Consider the following 15229-nt stretch of genomic DNA (forward strand, 5'->3'; position numbering starts at 1 on the left):
ATACGGCAATCTTGGGGGTTTGTCACCCGTCCGTCTTGTTTTTTGGCGTTTTTTGCGATTCGCCCTTTGCCCGAATGGTTTGCGCCGGCCTAGCAGCCCACAAATCCGGTCGCCGGGCCTTGGTCAGGGCCTCTGCTTCGCCCAGACGCCACGCCGCGACCTTGCCGTGATCGCCCGACAGCAGCACCTCGGGGATCGGCCGGCCCTCGAACGTCTGCGGCCGGGTGTATTGCGGATATTCCAACAGACCGGCCGAAAAGCTCTCGTCGGTCGAGGATTCCAGCTTGCCCATCACGCCCGGCAGCAGCCGGACGCAGGCATCGATCAGCGCCATCGCGGCGACCTCGCCGCCCGACAGCACGTAATCGCCGATCGAGACCTCCTCCAGCCCGCGCGCGTCGATCACCCGCTGGTCGATGCCTTCGAACCGGCCGCAGACGATCAGCGCCCCGGGGCCGGCCGCCAGCTCGGCAACGCGCGCCTGGGTCAATGGCCGACCGCGCGGGCTCATCACCAAACGCGGGCGGTCCGCGGATGCGTCCACGGCGTCGATTGCGGCCGCCAGCACGTCCGCCCGCAGCACCATGCCGGGGCCGCCGCCCGCCGGAGTGTCGTCGACGCTGCGGTGTCGGTCAGTGGCCGAGTCCCGGATATCGCGCGCCTCCAGGCCCCACAGCCCGGACGCCAGCGCCCGCCCCGCCAGGCTGACGCCGAGCGGGCCGGGAAACATCTCCGGAAACAGGGTGAGGACAGTGGCGCGCCAGGTCATGCAGGGCCTGCAACAGGTGAGGCGTCATGCGCGGGCTTGACCCGCGCATCCATCATCTTCGCGAGACGATGGATCGCCGGGTCGGGCCCGGCGATGACCACAGAGAATGTAGCAGCGTTCGGCCGGACCGATCGACGCGCCTTCACGCCTCCGGATGGTTCGGCGTGTCGCCTTCGATCTCGTTCGGCGGTTCGATCACCACCTGACCGGCGGCGAGGTCGACGGTCGGCACCACCGCATTGGTGAACGGCAGCAGCAGCGTCGGACCTGACGGCGGCGCAATTTCGATGATGTCGCCGGCGCCGAAATTATGGATCGCCACCACCTTGCCGAGCGGATCGCCCGTCGTGGTGACCGCGGCGAGCCCGATCAGGTCGGCGTGGTAGTACTCGTCGGCCTCGGTCGGCGGCAGCTTGTCGCGCGCCACATAGAGCTCGACGCCGTTGAGCCGTTCGGCCTCATCGCGCGTGGTGACGCCTTTCAGCGTCACCACCAGATGGCTCTTGGCCTCGCGCGCGCTCGCAATCTCGAACTGGCGCGCGCCGTCCTTGGTCACGAGCGGACCGTAGTCGCTCACGGCGAACGGATCGGCGGTGAAGCTCCACAGCCGCACCGCACCGCGCACGCCATGCGGCGCGCCGATCCGGGCGACGCAGATGAGCCCGGACGGCATCAACCGCCCCGCTTACTTGCCGTCAGCGGCCTTGCGCTCCTTGCGCGGCACCGCCTTCTCGGGGTTGTTGCGGGCTTCACGCTTGCGGACACCGGCGGTGTCGAGGAAGCGGGCCACGCGGTCCGACGGCTGCGCGCCCTTGGCGAGCCAATCCTTGACCTTGTCGAGGTCGAGCTTGAGGCGGGCTTCGTTGTCCTTCGCCATCAGCGGATTGAAGTAGCCGAGACGCTCGATGAAGCGGCCATCGCGCGGGAAGCGCGAGTCGGCGACGACGACGTGATAGAACGGGCGCTTCTTGGTACCAGCGCGCGCGAGGCGGATGACGACGGACATTGCGGATCTCCTAGGTGGGGGTTCGTGTGTGTGTTTGTGACTAAATGATTAGTTCGTCATTCCGGGGCGCGCGAAGCGCGAACCCGGAATCCCGAGCTGTTCTGGGAGAGAGAGATTCCGGGTTCGCCGCTGCGCGGCGCCCCGGAATGACAAAAGCGAGGGAGTGCTCGGGCTCATTTCTTCTTCCCGAGGAAGCCGCCGAGGCCCGGCAACGTCGGCTTGCCGGACAGGCCGGTAAGGCCCGGCAGATTGGGCATGCCGCCGCGCAGCGACGCCGGCAGATCCTTCGGCAACTCCGGCAGCCCTTCGGGCATGTCGCCGCTCTTCATCTTTTCCTGCATCGCCCTGATCTCGTCCGGCGAGGGCAGACCGCCGCCGAAGCCCATCGCCTTGGCGAAGCCAGCCATCGGGCCGCCCTTGCCGCGACCCACGGCCTTCATCATGTCGGCCATGTTGCGATGCATCTTCAGCAGCTTGTTGACGTCCTCGACCTTGATGCCGGCGCCGGCGGCGATGCGCTTCTTGCGGCTGGCCTTGAGGATGTCGGGGTTCTTGCGCTCCTCGCGGGTCATCGAATCGATGATCGCAACCTGGCGCTTGAGCACCTTGTCGTCGATCCCGGCAGCCGCGATCTGGTTCTTCATCTTCGAGATGCCGGGCATCAGACCCATCAGGCCGCCGATGCCGCCCATCTTGGTCATCTGCAGCAGCTGATCGCGCAAGTCCGTCAGATCGAACTTGCCCTTGCGCATCTTCTCGGCGACGGCGGCGGCCTTTTCGGCATCCAGCGTCGCAGCAGCCTTTTCGACCAGCGAGACGATGTCGCCCATGCCGAGGATGCGGCTGGCGATCCGGCTCGGATGGAAGTCTTCGAGGGCGTCGGTCTTTTCGCCGGTGCCCATGAGCTTGATCGGCTTACCGGTGACGGCACGCATCGACAGCGCGGCACCGCCGCGGCCGTCGCCGTCGATACGGGTCAGCACGATGCCGGTGAGGCCGACGCGCTGATCGAACGCGCGGGCGAGGTTGACGGCGTCCTGACCGGTCAGCGAGTCGGCGACCAGCAGCACTTCGTGCGGATTGGCGGCAGCTTTGATCTCGGCCGCCTCGGTCATCATCTCTTCGTCGAGCGTGGTGCGGCCGGCGGTGTCGAGCAGCACGACGTCGTAGCCGCCGAGCTTGCCGGCTTCCATCGCACGCCGGGCGATATCCGGCGGCTGCTGACCGGCGACGATCGGCAGCGTGTCGATCGAAAGATCGCGGCCGAGCACCGCGAGCTGCTCCATCGCGGCCGGACGATAGACGTCGAGCGAAGCCATCAGCACCTTGCGCTTGTCGCGCTCGGTCATGCGGCGCGCCAGCTTGGCGGTGGTGGTGGTCTTACCTGAGCCTTGCAGACCGACCATCATGATCGGCACCGGCGGCACGGCGTTGAGGTCGATCGACTGAACTTCGGACCCCAGCGTGGCGATCAGCTCGTCATTGACGATCTTGACCACCATCTGGCCGGGCTTGACCGACTTGACGACGGTGGCGCCGACCGCCTGCTCGCGGACCCGCTCGGTGAACGAGCGAACCACTTCGAGCGCGACATCGGCTTCCAGCAGCGCGCGACGGATTTCGCGCATCGCCGCATCGACATCGGCCTCGCTAAGCGCACCGCGCCCGGTCAGCCGATCGAGAATGCCACCCAGCTTTTCCGACAGATTGTCGAACATCGGCCCAATTCCAGCGACGGCCTTCCGGCGAAAGGCCTACAAAACCAAACACTTATGGCGCCCGAGGGCGCATCGCGCTGTCGGACGTTGACCTCCGGCCTCTTAGGACCGGGCGGCGGATCGAAAGACAAGCCTTTCGAGAATTCGGCGATCCATACGCGCTCGACGGGCGAAGCGCAAGACTGGTCCGCCGGCGCGCGGTTTCGTCTCCTGCAAGGCACCCCGTGCGCGCGGCCGGCACCTCCCTCGGCGAGGGTACTATTGTGTAGGGCCGGAGGCGTCCGGGTCCCATAGCGAGACAGACCGGTCGAATTCGCAAGGCCCGCTTAAGGCGAATTTCGGCAAGTCGCCGCCCACGCCGCCGCTCCCCGTAGTTCTACAAGCTCCCGGACCTCGGGACGGCTGCTATAGCGCCGCCCCGCTCTGAACTTGCTGCTTTCCGGTTAATCTCGACATGAAATTCGTGAAGCTTGCAGATGCCCGCGCTGCGATCGAGCAGCTGCTCGACGAGGTCGAACGCGGTGAGACGATCATCATCACCCGCGGCGTCCGCCCCGCCGCAAAGCCGGCGAGCCGCAGGAGCAATGGCGGACCGCGATGCAGGACCTTCGCGACCTGAAAAAGGGCGCCGGCCTCGCCTCGATTGAAGACCTGCTGCAATGGCGCGAGGAACAGCGAAAGGCTGCCCGCGGCCGGCGGACCGCGCCGATCCGGTGGATCTGACGACCGGTAAACCTTGCCGTCCGAGCGACCGCGCTTAGATGACCAGTCCACACACGGGTCGAGCGTGATGAACCTTCGCAAGGCCGCCGGAACAACCGGCGCCAATCCTGACTTCTCCCTCCATCAGCCCTTGACGATCGTTTGCCTGCCGGACCGGGCTCCGTGATGCGCTTGGCGCAGCTTCACAAGCTCGCGGCTCGGTTGATCGGCACGTGACTGCATGACGTTGATCACGCGCCGCCGCCTGCTGGCGGCCGCTGCCGGCCTTGCCGCCACGGCCGGGCTCTCCTCCCTTTGGATCTCCCGCATGAGCTATTACCAAGGCCCGGTCACCGATCACTTCGATGGCACGCGCTTCTTCGATCCCGATGGGGCGCCGCCGAAGAGCTTCTGGGAGGTGATGCGCTGGCGATTCAGCCACAAGCCGGCGCAATGGCCCGAATGGGCTCCGAGCCCGTTCGCCGACACTCCGCCGCCGCGTGTCGACGGCGCCGGCGTCAGGCTGGTTTATGTCGGCCATGCGAGCTGGCTGATCCAGACCGCCGGACTGAACATCCTGATCGACCCGGTATGGTCGGAGCGGGTGTCGCCGGTCAGCTTCGCCGGGCCCAAACGGCACAACGATCCGGGCATCGCGTTCGACCGGCTGCCGAAGATCGACGTGGTGCTGGTGTCGCACGGCCACTACGACCATCTCGACCTTACCACGCTGTCGCGGCTTGCTGCTGCGCATGCGCCGCGGGTGATCACGCCGCTCGGCAACGATCTGACCATGACGGCGCACGATGCCACGATCCGCGCCGAAGCTTATGATTGGAGCGACCGCGTCGAGCTGAATGATCGCGTCGCAGTGACGCTGGTGCCGACCCGGCATTGGACCGCGCGCGGCCTGTTCGACCGCAACCGCGCGCTGTGGGCCAGCTTCGTGCTCGAAACGCCCGCCGGCAAGATCTACGTGGTGTGCGATTCCGGCTATGGCGATGGCCGGCACTTCCGCCGCGTTCGCGACGCCCATGCGCCGCTGAAGCTGGCGATTCTGCCGATCGGCGCCTATGAGCCGCGCTGGTTCATGCAGGATCAGCACATGAATCCGGCCGACGCCGTGAAGGCGCTGGCCGATTGCGGCGCCGAGCGGGCACTCGCCAATCACCACGGCACCTTCCAGCTCACCGACGAGGCGATCGACGCCCCCGAGCAAGCTCTGTATGCGGCGCTCGATGCCGAAAGCGTGCCGCGCGAGCGGTTTCCGGTGCTGAAGCCCGGGCAGGTGTTCGAGCTGTGAGCGCCGCGCTTACTGCGCCTTGATGCCCCAGTTCACCGTGACCGACACGTTCAAGGTCTGCTCGCCCGGCGCCACCTGAGCGCCGGTCGACAGATCCGCCGCCATCTTGCGCATCGGCACCATGCCGGGGGCGGAATCTTCGGCAATCGACAGCGGCGCACCGAGCGTGAGACCAGCGGCGCGCGCGTAGATCTCGGCCTTGCGGCGCGCATCGGCGACCGCTGCGGTCCGCGCTTCGTCGAGCAGCTTGGATGCATCGCTGACGGTGAAGCTGATGCCGCGCACCTCATTGGCGCCCGCCACCATCAGCCGATCGAGAATCCCCGCCACCGCCGCGATGTCGCGCACCCGCACCGACACGATGTTCTTGGCGACGTAGCCGGTGACTTCGCTTGGACCGGGGCGGTCGGCATATTGCGGCTGCAACGACAACTGCGAGGTCTGGATATCCTTGCCGTCGATGCCGGCGTTCTTCAACTCCAGCAGCACTTTGCCCATTGCCAAATTGGTGGCTTCCGCCGCCGCGCGGGCGGACTTGGCGAAGTTCGACACCCCGGCTTCGATCATGGCGGTGTCGGGCGCGACCGACTTCTGCGCTTCGCCGCGCACGACGATACCCGGCGGCGGGGCGTCCTGGGCACGCGCCGGCAACGCGACGAGCAGGCAGCAAGCGGCAGCAACGGAAACAGAGCGGAGCATGTTCATTTCATCGGCACGTAAACGTTGATCACCAATTTGTCTTCGGCGGTCTTCAGCGGGTCGGTGATGTATTCCTCGATGAAGGTGTCCTTGGCCTCGAGCTTCTTGTCGTCGAGGAAGTTGGTGATCGCCTCGTAGGTGTTGTCCATGTTGTCGTAGGAGCCGCGGTGGACGAACTTGAGCGCCTTGCCGTCGGGCGACTTGCCGATGCTCATCGACTTGGCGAGGTTCTTCGGCTCCTGCGGCACCGGCACCTGAGCCTGGAAGGTGAAGCCGGTATCGTCGGTCGAGGTGTAGACGATCATCGGGTTGCCGTTCGGCGCGATGCCCTGCTTGTCGAGCAGCGCCGTCAGCGACTTGAACGCGTCCATCAAACTGTCGAATGCGTTATCCCAGTTCGCCTTGCCCTTCAGGATCACCACCGTCTTCGGCTCCAGCGTGGTCTCCTCGCCGAACGGATCGGCGGTCTGCACCGGCGCCGGCGTGGACGGCGCCGCGGGGGTCTGGGCCGCTGACGGGGGCGTGGCGGGAGCCGGCGTCACAGCTGGTGTCTCGCTCGCCGTCGGCGGCGTCGCTGGGGCAGAGGTCGACGGCGCAGAGGTCGACGGATTTGCCGGGGTGGCAGGTGCCGGCGTGGCCTGAGCCGGTGCCGGCTGGGTCGGCGCAGTCTGAGCCGGCGCCGGTGCTGCGGCTGCCGGCTTGTCCTTGGTGTCCTTGCTGGCGTCGGGGGCGGTCTGGGCTGATGCGCCGGCGATGCCGAGCGTCAGCACCAGCGCCGGCATCAGCCCGACGCGCGTAACACCAAACAGGCAGGGGCGTTCCATTCCATCTCTCCCAAGGCCACCGCGAACGTCGCCCGACCTTCCCGCGTGGCGCAGCATCGGACTTGCGCCAATCACCGAGTCGAGCGGCTCCTCATAACATCCGATCCGCGATTTCGTCCCGTCCTGGCGAGCCATGCGATGACGGTGTGGCTTCCCTGTGGCCGTGCGGCGCTGCGGGCGGCAGACTGGCCAAACCGGACCGGGTTCGCCATATAGGCGCGGCGAGGACGAGAGCATGAGCGCGCTGGACAACCGCCTGTTCGCCAAGATGAACGGCATCGGCAACGAAATCGTGGTGGTCGACCTGCGCGATCAGCCGGCGCCGGTGACGCCGGCCGATGCGCGGGCGGTGGCGGCTCACGTGCCCTACGATCAGTTGATGCTGCTGCAGCCGGCCCGGCTGCCCGGCACCGAAGCCTTCGTCCGGATTTACAACAACGACGGCTCCGAATCCGGCGCCTGCGGCAACGGCATGCGCTGCGTCGCGCGGCAGATGTTTGCCGGCAGCGACCAGAACGGCCTGACCTTCGAGACCCGCGCCGGCCTGCTCAATTGCTGGCGCGGCCCGGCCGACGGCCTCTTCACCGTCGACATGGGCGAGCCGAAGTTCGGCTGGCAGGACATTCCGCTGGCCGAGGAATTCCGCGACACCCGGATGATCGAATTGCAGATCGGCCCGATCGACGCGCCAGTGCTGCACACGCCGTCGGTCGTCAGCATGGGCAACCCGCACGCGATCTTCTGGGTCGACGATGTGAACGCCTACGATCTCGGCCGGTTCGGACCATTGCTGGAGAACCATCCGATCTTCCCGGAGCGCGCCAACATCACGCTCGCCCATATCGTCGATCGCCAGCACATCACGATGCGGACCTGGGAGCGCGGCGCCGGGCTGACAAAGGCGTGCGGCTCGGCCGCCTGCGCGACCGCGGTCGCGGCGGCGCGGCTGAAGCGCGCCGAACGGACCGTCGACATGACGCTGCCGGGCGGCCAGCTCAGCATCGAGTGGCGCGAGAGCGACAACCACGTGCTGATGACCGGCGGCGCCGAATTCGAGTTCGAAGGCCGGTTCGATCCGGCGCTGTTCACCGGCGCGCTCGACCCGACTGGCGCCTGATGGCCGTCGAGGTCGTCACCTTCGGCTGCCGCCTCAACGCGTTCGAGTCCGAGCTGATCCGGCGCGAGGCTGAAGGCGCCGGTCTCTCGGACACCATCGTGGTCAACAGTTGCGCGGTGACCAACGAGGCGGTGGCGCAGGCGCGGCAGCAGATCCGCAAGCTGAAGCGCGCGCGCCCCGAGGCCCGCATCATCGTGACCGGCTGCGCGGCTCAGACCGAGCCGGCGACATTCGCCGCGATGGCCGAAGTCGACCGGGTGATCGGCAATGACGACAAGACCCGCAGCGAGGCCTGGCATGCAGCCAAAGGCGCGCTTAAGGCGGGCCCCAGCTTCGGGCTCGAAACCGAGCAGAAAATCGCGGTCGCCAACATCATGGCGGTGCGCGAGATGGCGCCGCATCTGCTGGACGGGTACCAGAGCGGACTGCCGCGGGTGTTCGTGCAGGTGCAGAACGGCTGCGACCATCGCTGCACCTTCTGCATCATCCCATATGGCCGCGGGAATTCCCGCTCGGTACCGGTCGGGGCGGTGGTCGAGCAGGTGCGGCGGTTGGCCGAGCGCGGCCACGGCGAGATCGTGCTGACCGGGGTCGACCTCACCAGCTACGGCGCCGACCTGCCGGGCACGCCGAAGCTCGGCACCCTGGTTAAGAAAGTGTTGCGGCACGTGCCGGAGCTGCAGCGGCTGCGGATCTCGTCGATCGATCAGGTTGAGGCCGATCGCGACCTGATCGATGCGCTTGCCACCGAGCCGCGGCTGATGCCGCATCTGCACCTGTCACTGCAGGCCGGCGACGATCTGATCCTCAAACGGATGAAGCGCCGGCATGCGCGGGCCGACGCGGTCGCATTCTGCGCCGAGGCCCGGCGGCTGCGGCCGGACATCACGCTCGGCGCCGATCTGATCGCCGGGTTTCCGACCGAGACCGACGAGATGTTTCAGCGCTCGCTCGACTTGGTCGAGGAATGCGGCCTGACGTTTCTGCATGTGTTTCCATATTCGCCGCGGCCCGGCACGCCGGCCGCGCGGATGCCGCAGCTCGATGGCCGCGTGATCCGCGATCGCGCCGCCCGGCTCCGCGCCGCCGGCGATGCAGCGCTGCAGCGGCGGCTGGCCGCCGAGATCGGCACGACCCGCGCGGTGCTGATCGAGAGCCCGACGCAGGGCCGCACCGAGCACTTCCTCCCGGTCGCGATCTCAGGCGCGACGCCCGGAGATGTGCAGACCCTGCGGATCACCGGGAACGACGGCGCGCGGCTGACCGTATAGCGGCGCCAATTACTTCAGCGTCCACACGCCGGTGTGTTTGATTTCGGAATCTTCCAATTCGCGCGTCACCGGCACGCCGTAGCTCGCAAGCTGCACGAGTTGATCTTTCGGCAAGTAGTAGCGTCCAGGATCGCCGATCAGCACCTGCGCGCCCTGTGCTGCACGGCCTTGCAGGAAGGTGAAGGCTAGCCCGGCGATGTCCTGCTGATAGAAGATATCGCCGGCCAGCACGGCCTGCGCCGGCAGCGGATGCGGCCCGGCGAGCAGATCGTCGCCGCAGACCTCGATCACGACGCCATTGGCCGCGGCATTGACCAGGATCGCCTCGCGGGCAAAACCATCGATATCGAACGCGGTGACGCGGCGCGCACCGGCCTTCATAGCCGCGATCGCCACCAGCCCGGAGCCGGAAGCGAGATCGATCACATCCGTGCCGGCAACGTCCTGCGGATGATCCAGCACATAGCGCGCCAGCGCCTGTCCGCCCGCCCAGGCGAACGTCCAGAACGGCGGCGGCAACCCGGCTTCGCCAAGCTCTTCTTCAGTCTTGCTCCACAGCGGCAACGCCTCGTCGGCGACGTGCAGCATCACCTCCGGCACGAGCGGCACCTCGCGCAGCCGGGTATTGGCATGGATGAAGGCGATGGGATCGGTAATGGCGGAGCTGCTCATCGCGCGGTGATGGGCGAGCGGCGGAGAGATGTAAAGCGATCACCATCCTCATCCTTCGAGACGCGGCCAAATGGCCGCTCCTCAGGATGAGGTGCCTAGGCTCCAGGCAAGGCCTCATGGTGAGGAGCCCGGCGGAGCCGGGCGTCTCGAACCATGATCTGTCCTGCTGTCCGTCCCCTAAAGCCCGCCCATCTTGCAGACCAGTTTCCATTCCTCGGCGGTGACCGGCTGCACTGACAGGCGCGAGTATTTCAGCAGCGCCATTTCGGCGAGGCGGGGCTCGGCCTTGATGGCGGCGAGGGTCACCGGCGTCTTCAAGGGCTTCTCGGCCTTGATATCGACGCAGACGAATTTGCCGCTGGCATCGGTTGGATCCGGGTAGGCTTCGCGGATGATCTCGGCGATGCCGACGATCTCCTTGCCCTCGTTGGAGTGATAGTAGAACGCGCGGTCGCCGCGCCGCATCGCCACCATGTGCAGCTTGGCGGAGTGATTGCGCACGCCGGTCCAGGCTTCGCCCTCGGCGCCCTTGGCGACCTGCTGGTCCCACGACCACACCGACGGCTCGGATTTCACCAGCCAATACGCCACGTCTATTCCTCCGCCTTGAGCGGCCGCGTCAGCAGCCCTTCGATCGCGGCATCGACGCTGAGCTTGCCGCTCAGCACCGCCGCCACCGCGGTCGAGATCGGCATGTCGATGTCTTTCGCCTGCGCCATCTCCAGCAGCACCGGCGCGGTGTAGTAGCCTTCGGCGAGCTTGCCGTGCGCGGCGGTTTCGATCTGCTCGCCGCGGCCGAGCGCCATGCCGAACGAGAAATTGCGCGACTGCGGCGTCGAGCAGCACATCGTCAGATCGCCGAGCCCCGACAGGCCATGCATGGTTTCGATTCGCGCCCCATAGGCCTTGCCGAACCGCACCAGCTCCACGAAGCCGCGCGTCGTCATCGCCGCCAGCGCTGACGCGCCGAGCTGACGGCCCTCGACGATGCCGGCGGCGATCGCCAGCACGTTCTTGGTAGCGCCGCCGAGTTCGACGCCGCGCACATCGGTCGAATGATACGGGCGGAAGCTGCCGGAGTTCATCGCCTGGGCCAGCGCCTGTGCGCAGGCCGCATCGGTGGCGGCGATCGTCACCGCGGTCGGCAGTCCGCGCGCCACGTCCGCCGCAAAGCTCGGCCCCGAGAGGATCGCCGGGATCGCAGCCGGTGCCGCTTCAGCAACGATCTCGGTCATGAACCGGTGGGTGCCGTGCTCGATGCCCTTGGCGCAGGCGACCAGCGGGGTTCGCGGCGCGATCAGCGGCTGCAGCGACGTGACCACCTGGCGCAGCACCTGTGCCGGCACCACCAGCAACAGCGCGTCGGCGCGCGCCGCCTCGGCGAGGTCGCGCGTCACCTGGATCGAGGGTTCGAGCCGCACGCCGGGCAGGAAGCGGCTCTCACGCGCCGCAATCAGATGCTCGGCATTGCCGGCATCATGCTCCCACAGCGTCACGTTTCGGCCAGCCCGCGCGGCGGTCTGCGCCAGCGCCGTGCCCCAGGCTCCGCCTCCGAGCACGGCAATCGAATTCAACGAACTCATCGCAACATCATCCAAGCCACCGACTTGAGCCCGGCCTTAGAACCCGGCACGCGTGTTGGCAAATTTGGCCGGCGCGGTGGCGTTGGCGTCGAGCAGCCAGCGCGCGCGCGGCGCGGTATCCATCGTGTCGGTGAGGCCTAGCGCCAGCCGTTCGGCGCCGGCCCAGGCGATCATCGCGCCATTATCGGTACACAGGGCCGGCGGCGGCACGATCAGCGTGGTCTGCGCTTTCGCGGCGACCTCGCGCAGCATCCGCCGGATCGCCTGATTGGCGGCGACGCCGCCGGCCGCAACCAGCGCTTTCGGCGGGCCGAACCGTTCCTTGAACAGCCGCAGGCCGGCGCCGAGCCGGTCGGCCACCGACTCCAGCACCGCCGCCTGGAAGCCGGCGCATAGATCGGCGATGTCCTGCGGATCGAGCGGCGTCAGCTTGCCGGCCTCGTTGCGCACCGCCGTCTTCAGGCCGGACAGGGAGAAATTGGCATCCTGCCGGCCGAGCATCGGGCGGGGGAATGCGAACCGGTTGGGATCGCCGGCTTCGGCCGCGCGTTCGACCTGAGGGCCGCCGGGGTAGGGCAGGCCGAGCATCTTGGCGATCTTGTCGAACGCCTCGCCGACCGCGTCGTCGACCGTGGTCCCCAGCCGGACGTAGTTACCGACACCGAGCACCGCGACAATCTGGGTGTGGCCGCCGGAGGCGAGGAACAGGCAGTAGGGAAACTCCACCGCGTCGGTCAGCCGCGGCGTCAGCGCGTGGGCTTCGAGGTGATTGACCGCAATCAGCGGCGTGCCGTGCACCAGCGCAATCGCCTTCGCGGTGGTCAGCCCGACGATGACGCCGCCGATCAGTCCGGGCCCGGCGGCCGCAGCGACGCCCGACAACCCGGCGAATGCCACGCCGGCTTCGTTCATCGCCGCCGCGATGATGCCGTCGAGCACATCGACATGGGCGCGCGCGGCGATCTCAGGGACGACGCCACCAAACGGGGCGTGTTCGTCGGTCTGAGAGCGTACGATATTGGAGAGAAGCCGGCCGCTGCCGTCGGCGCGGCGCTCGACCACGGCGGCTGCGGTTTCATCGCAGGTGGTCTCGATCCCCAGCACCAGCAAGGCTTGTTCACTAGTCAAATTGAGCCCTTGCGTTTGCGCCCGAACCGGCGTTCTCCTTGCCTCGCGTAGCATTGCGGGGTCTTGGAATGCAATCATCCCCTTGGCGCCCTGCGGCCCCGGCAGATTGCGTGGGAGCGGCGAAGCGGGGTGCTGCGGCGCGACCGGTTTTCACGCGGCTCAGGGTCATGCGGCCGGGCTACTTCGGATTCACTCTCATCAATCGACAGCCGAGGACGTAACGCGTGGCTTTGCTCGTCACCCGCCCGCAACCCGACGGCGACGCGACTGCGAAGACGCTGCGCGCCAAGGGTTATGACGTGTTGCTGGCGCCGATGCTGCGGTTCGAGCCGGTGCCTTTCCCCGACGATCCGGATGCGCACTACACCGGCGTGATCGTCACCAGCGCCAATGCGCTGCGTGCGCTGGACGACCAGCCGGTGCTGGCGCGGCTGTTGAAACTGCCGCTGTTCGCGGTCGGCAAGCACACCGCCCGCAAGGCGCAGGACGCCGGCTTTAGCGACGTGATCATCGCCGACGGCGATGCGGCCAAGCTCAGGATCAAGATCCGAGACACCTTCAGCGGGAAAGACAAGCGCGCTGGCGCGTTGCTGTATCTGGCGGGCGCCGATCTGTCGCGCGACCTCGCCGGCGAATTGCGCGAAGATGGCTTCGAGGTGGTGATGCAGACGGCCTACCGGATGGTGCCGGTGCCGAGCCTGCCGGCCGAGGTGTGCGACGCTTTCGCGGCTAATCGCATCGAGGCTGTGCTGCACTACTCGCGGCGCAGCGCCCGGGCGTTCATCGACGCGACGCGGACCTCCGGCATCGAGATTTCGGCGCTGGCGATTCCGCAATGCTGCCTGTCGGAGGCGGTCTCCGAGGTGGTGCGCGAAGCCGGCGCCAACCAGGTGATGGTGGCGCGCAAGCCGGACGAAAAGGCGCTGCTCGAAGCGCTGGATCGGGCGCTCAGCCCGGCCAAAGTGAATTGATGCCGCGCCGGACCGCCGGCGCCGACAGGTAGCGACGAGGAAAATCCAGGGATGGTCCAGAACAGGCCCGAACACGAACAGGCTGCGGAACCGGCCGAGCTGGCTCAGCCGACCGGCGAGGAGATCAGTGCCGCGCCCGCCGGTGCCGAGGCGGAAGCCGCAGCGGAGACAGCACCCGAGGCCGAACCGGCGCGGGGACCGGAGCAGGCGTTCGACATCGCCGCCGATCAGCGCGAGCAAGCCGAACAGGCTGCCGGGCTGCCGGAACCGGAATTTGCCACCACCACGGCTGCAGCCGATGCGTCGGCGACCGCGCAAAGCTCCGCAGCGCCGCGGAACAGCATCGCGTCGCTGATCCTGCCGCCGGTCCTGACGATCGCGATCGCCACCGGCCTCGTGGTCGGCGCCGCCAAGATGGAGCTGTTGCCGCAGTTCCTGTCGTCGACCAGCGTCACCGCCCCGCAGGCCGACCCGACGGCCCTCGACGCGCTGAACGCACGGATCGCCAAGCTCGAAGCCGCTCCCGCAACCGGCGGCGCCGCAGCCGCGCCGAGCGACACCGCGGCGCTGGAAGCGCTCGCGATCCGGATCACCAACCTCGAAGCGCGGCCAAAGGCGGCAGCCGATGGCGCTGCCACTTCCGATCCCGCCGCTACCGGCCGGATCGACGCGCTGGAGAAGTCGGTGGCGTCGCTGCGTGACGATCTGACCGCGCTACGCGGCCAGACCGATCAGCTCGCCGCGACCATCAAGGAGCTGAAGGCGTCTCCGGACGCCAGCGCGGGCGAGGCCAAGCCGACTGCGGACGCCGCCGCCGCCGACAAAACGGCCGCGCTGGAGCAGACCACCGCCGCAATGGCGGCGATCGATCGGCGCCTCGGCGCACTGGAAACTGCCGCCAAGGCCGAGGCGGAGAAACCGGCGCCGAAGACGGCTCCAGCCGAAGACGGCGCGCTGCGCCGCGCGGTCGCCGCCACCTTGCTCGACCTCGCGGTGACGCAGGGCCAACCGTTTCAGGCACTGCTGAAGGCCGCGGCGCCGCTGGCGCCCGATGCAGCCGCGCTGAAGCCGCTCGACCGCTTCGCTGCGACCGGCGTGCCGAGCGCCCGTGCGCTCGGCCAGGAGCTGGTCGATCAGCTGCCCGGCCTGCTGCCCGACAAGAGCACCACGAACGCCAACTTCATCGACCGGTTTCAGGCCAACGCCGAGCGGCTGGTGAAGATTCAGCGTTCGGACGCGGTCGAAGGCATCGATCGCACCGCGATCGTCGGCCGGCTGACCGCGGCCGGCAAGCAGGGCGACATCGCCGCCGCGCTGAAGGAGCTGAAAGCGCTTGCGCCGGGTGACCGCGCTCCTGTTCAATCCTGGATCGACAAGGCCGAGGCGCGCGACCAAGCGCTCGCCGCGTCCCATCAATTCGCCACCGCAGCGCTCGGGTCGCTGCAGAAACCGTCGCCATAGGTCTG

General features: G+C 67.7%; 16 protein-coding genes. 5 read left to right on the forward strand and 11 right to left on the reverse strand.

The genetic code is table 11. The features are described from left to right. Positions 1 to 22 precede the first annotated feature (22 nt). The 5 genes from trmD to RPPS3_RS24870 all read right to left on the reverse strand — a co-directional run bounded on the left by trmD (position 23) and on the right by RPPS3_RS24870 (position 4321). A complete protein-coding gene (gene trmD / locus RPPS3_RS01245; RefSeq protein ID WP_107342488.1) occupies positions 23 to 769 on the reverse strand; it encodes a tRNA (guanosine(37)-N1)-methyltransferase TrmD in 747 nt (248 codons plus the stop codon). Positions 770 to 911: 142 nt separating this feature from the next. Further along, positions 912 to 1442: a ribosome maturation factor RimM gene (gene rimM / locus RPPS3_RS01250; protein WP_107342489.1), complete on the reverse strand. Its 531-nt coding sequence runs from the start codon at positions 1440 to 1442 to the stop codon at positions 912 to 914. 12 nt (positions 1443 to 1454) lie between these two features. After that, positions 1455 to 1775 carry a 30S ribosomal protein S16 gene (gene rpsP / locus RPPS3_RS01255; protein ID WP_011155812.1) on the reverse strand — a complete coding sequence of 107 codons (321 nt, stop codon included), beginning with the start codon at positions 1773 to 1775 and terminating at the stop codon, positions 1455 to 1457. 173 nt (positions 1776 to 1948) lie between these two features. Further along, on the reverse strand, positions 1949 to 3493 hold the full coding sequence (gene ffh / locus RPPS3_RS01260) for a signal recognition particle protein (protein ID WP_107342490.1): 1545 nt from the start codon (positions 3491 to 3493) through the stop codon (positions 1949 to 1951). A 405-nt stretch (positions 3494 to 3898) separates the two neighbouring features. Then, positions 3899 to 4321 carry a hypothetical protein gene (locus RPPS3_RS24870; RefSeq protein ID WP_434006766.1) on the reverse strand — a complete coding sequence of 141 codons (423 nt, stop codon included), beginning with the start codon at positions 4319 to 4321 and terminating at the stop codon, positions 3899 to 3901. Positions 4322 to 4436: 115 nt separating this feature from the next. Between RPPS3_RS24870 and RPPS3_RS01270 the strand changes: the two genes are divergently transcribed. Then, positions 4437 to 5498 carry an MBL fold metallo-hydrolase gene (locus RPPS3_RS01270; RefSeq protein ID WP_107342491.1) on the forward strand — a complete coding sequence of 354 codons (1062 nt, stop codon included), beginning with the start codon at positions 4437 to 4439 and terminating at the stop codon, positions 5496 to 5498. A 9-nt stretch (positions 5499 to 5507) separates the two neighbouring features. On the opposite strand, the gene RPPS3_RS01275 is transcribed toward RPPS3_RS01270, so the two are convergent. Both RPPS3_RS01275 and RPPS3_RS01280 read right to left on the reverse strand, forming a co-directional pair. Continuing rightward, on the reverse strand, positions 5508 to 6203 hold the full coding sequence (locus RPPS3_RS01275; RefSeq protein ID WP_107342492.1) for an SIMPL domain-containing protein: 696 nt from the start codon (positions 6201 to 6203) through the stop codon (positions 5508 to 5510). Then, on the reverse strand, positions 6200 to 7021 hold the full coding sequence (locus RPPS3_RS01280) for a GyrI-like domain-containing protein (protein WP_107342493.1): 822 nt from the start codon (positions 7019 to 7021) through the stop codon (positions 6200 to 6202). The genes RPPS3_RS01275 and RPPS3_RS01280 overlap by 4 nt, the downstream gene beginning before the upstream one ends. Positions 7022 to 7256: 235 nt before the next feature. Here RPPS3_RS01280 and dapF point away from each other — a divergent pair, with 235 nt between their 5' ends. Both dapF and mtaB read left to right on the forward strand, forming a co-directional pair. Continuing rightward, on the forward strand, positions 7257 to 8138 hold the full coding sequence (gene dapF, locus RPPS3_RS01285; RefSeq protein WP_107342494.1) for a diaminopimelate epimerase: 882 nt from the start codon (positions 7257 to 7259) through the stop codon (positions 8136 to 8138). Further along, complete coding sequence (gene mtaB / locus RPPS3_RS01290; protein ID WP_107342495.1) at positions 8138 to 9409, forward strand: tRNA (N(6)-L-threonylcarbamoyladenosine(37)-C(2))-methylthiotransferase MtaB; 1272 nt, start codon at positions 8138 to 8140, stop codon at positions 9407 to 9409. The genes dapF and mtaB overlap by 1 nt, the downstream gene beginning before the upstream one ends. A gap of 9 nt (positions 9410 to 9418) precedes the next feature. Here the strand turns inward: mtaB and RPPS3_RS01295 are convergent, their stop codons facing one another. From RPPS3_RS01295 to tsaD, 4 genes are all read right to left on the reverse strand, one after another. Then, entirely contained in the window at positions 9419 to 10081 is a 663-nt protein-coding gene (locus RPPS3_RS01295) for a class I SAM-dependent methyltransferase (protein WP_107342496.1), read from the reverse strand. 177 nt (positions 10082 to 10258) lie between these two features. Continuing rightward, positions 10259 to 10672, reverse strand: coding sequence for an EVE domain-containing protein (locus RPPS3_RS01300; protein WP_107342497.1), 414 nt, complete (start codon positions 10670 to 10672; stop codon positions 10259 to 10261). Positions 10673 to 10674: 2 nt separating this feature from the next. Continuing rightward, entirely contained in the window at positions 10675 to 11664 is a 990-nt protein-coding gene (locus RPPS3_RS01305) for an NAD(P)H-dependent glycerol-3-phosphate dehydrogenase (RefSeq protein WP_107346378.1), read from the reverse strand. A 36-nt stretch (positions 11665 to 11700) separates the two neighbouring features. Next, positions 11701 to 12774 (reverse strand): tRNA (adenosine(37)-N6)-threonylcarbamoyltransferase complex transferase subunit TsaD, encoded by a 1074-nt coding sequence (gene tsaD, locus RPPS3_RS01310; RefSeq protein ID WP_107342498.1) that lies wholly within the window; start codon positions 12772 to 12774, stop codon positions 11701 to 11703. A gap of 242 nt (positions 12775 to 13016) precedes the next feature. Between tsaD and RPPS3_RS01315 the strand changes: the two genes are divergently transcribed. Then, positions 13017 to 13763 (forward strand): uroporphyrinogen-III synthase, encoded by a 747-nt coding sequence (locus RPPS3_RS01315; protein ID WP_107342499.1) that lies wholly within the window; start codon positions 13017 to 13019, stop codon positions 13761 to 13763. A 51-nt stretch (positions 13764 to 13814) separates the two neighbouring features. After that, the gene (locus tag RPPS3_RS01320; RefSeq protein ID WP_107342500.1) at positions 13815 to 15224 is read left to right on the forward strand and encodes a COG4223 family protein; all 1410 of its coding nucleotides are present in this window, start codon (positions 13815 to 13817) and stop codon (positions 15222 to 15224) included. The last annotated feature ends 5 nt before the right edge of the window (positions 15225 to 15229 follow it).

It is taken from the genome of Rhodopseudomonas palustris, assembly GCF_003031265.1.
GTDB classification, from domain to species: domain Bacteria; phylum Pseudomonadota; class Alphaproteobacteria; order Rhizobiales; family Xanthobacteraceae; genus Rhodopseudomonas; species Rhodopseudomonas palustris_H.

Excerpts from the sequence above, each read along its gene's own strand:
- RPPS3_RS01295 (WP_107342496.1), bottom strand. The coding sequence starts at position 10,081 with ATGAGCAGCTCCGCCATTACCGATCCCATCGCCTTCATCCATGCCAAT.
- RPPS3_RS01270 (WP_107342491.1), top strand. The coding sequence starts at position 4,437 with ATGACGTTGATCACGCGCCGCCGCCTGCTGGCGGCCGCTGCCGGCCTT.
- trmD (WP_107342488.1), bottom strand. The coding sequence starts at position 769 with ATGACCTGGCGCGCCACTGTCCTCACCCTGTTTCCGGAGATGTTTCCC.
- RPPS3_RS01305 (WP_107346378.1), bottom strand. The coding sequence starts at position 11,664 with ATGAGTTCGTTGAATTCGATTGCCGTGCTCGGAGGCGGAGCCTGGGGC.
- ffh (WP_107342490.1), bottom strand. The coding sequence starts at position 3,493 with ATGTTCGACAATCTGTCGGAAAAGCTGGGTGGCATTCTCGATCGGCTG.
- rimM (WP_107342489.1), bottom strand. The coding sequence starts at position 1,442 with ATGCCGTCCGGGCTCATCTGCGTCGCCCGGATCGGCGCGCCGCATGGC.
- RPPS3_RS01280 (WP_107342493.1), bottom strand. The coding sequence starts at position 7,021 with ATGGAACGCCCCTGCCTGTTTGGTGTTACGCGCGTCGGGCTGATGCCG.
- rpsP (WP_011155812.1), bottom strand. The coding sequence starts at position 1,775 with ATGTCCGTCGTCATCCGCCTCGCGCGCGCTGGTACCAAGAAGCGCCCG.
- dapF (WP_107342494.1), top strand. The coding sequence starts at position 7,257 with ATGAGCGCGCTGGACAACCGCCTGTTCGCCAAGATGAACGGCATCGGC.
- RPPS3_RS01275 (WP_107342492.1), bottom strand. The coding sequence starts at position 6,203 with ATGAACATGCTCCGCTCTGTTTCCGTTGCTGCCGCTTGCTGCCTGCTC.
- mtaB (WP_107342495.1), top strand. The coding sequence starts at position 8,138 with ATGGCCGTCGAGGTCGTCACCTTCGGCTGCCGCCTCAACGCGTTCGAG.
- RPPS3_RS01320 (WP_107342500.1), top strand. The coding sequence starts at position 13,815 with ATGGTCCAGAACAGGCCCGAACACGAACAGGCTGCGGAACCGGCCGAG.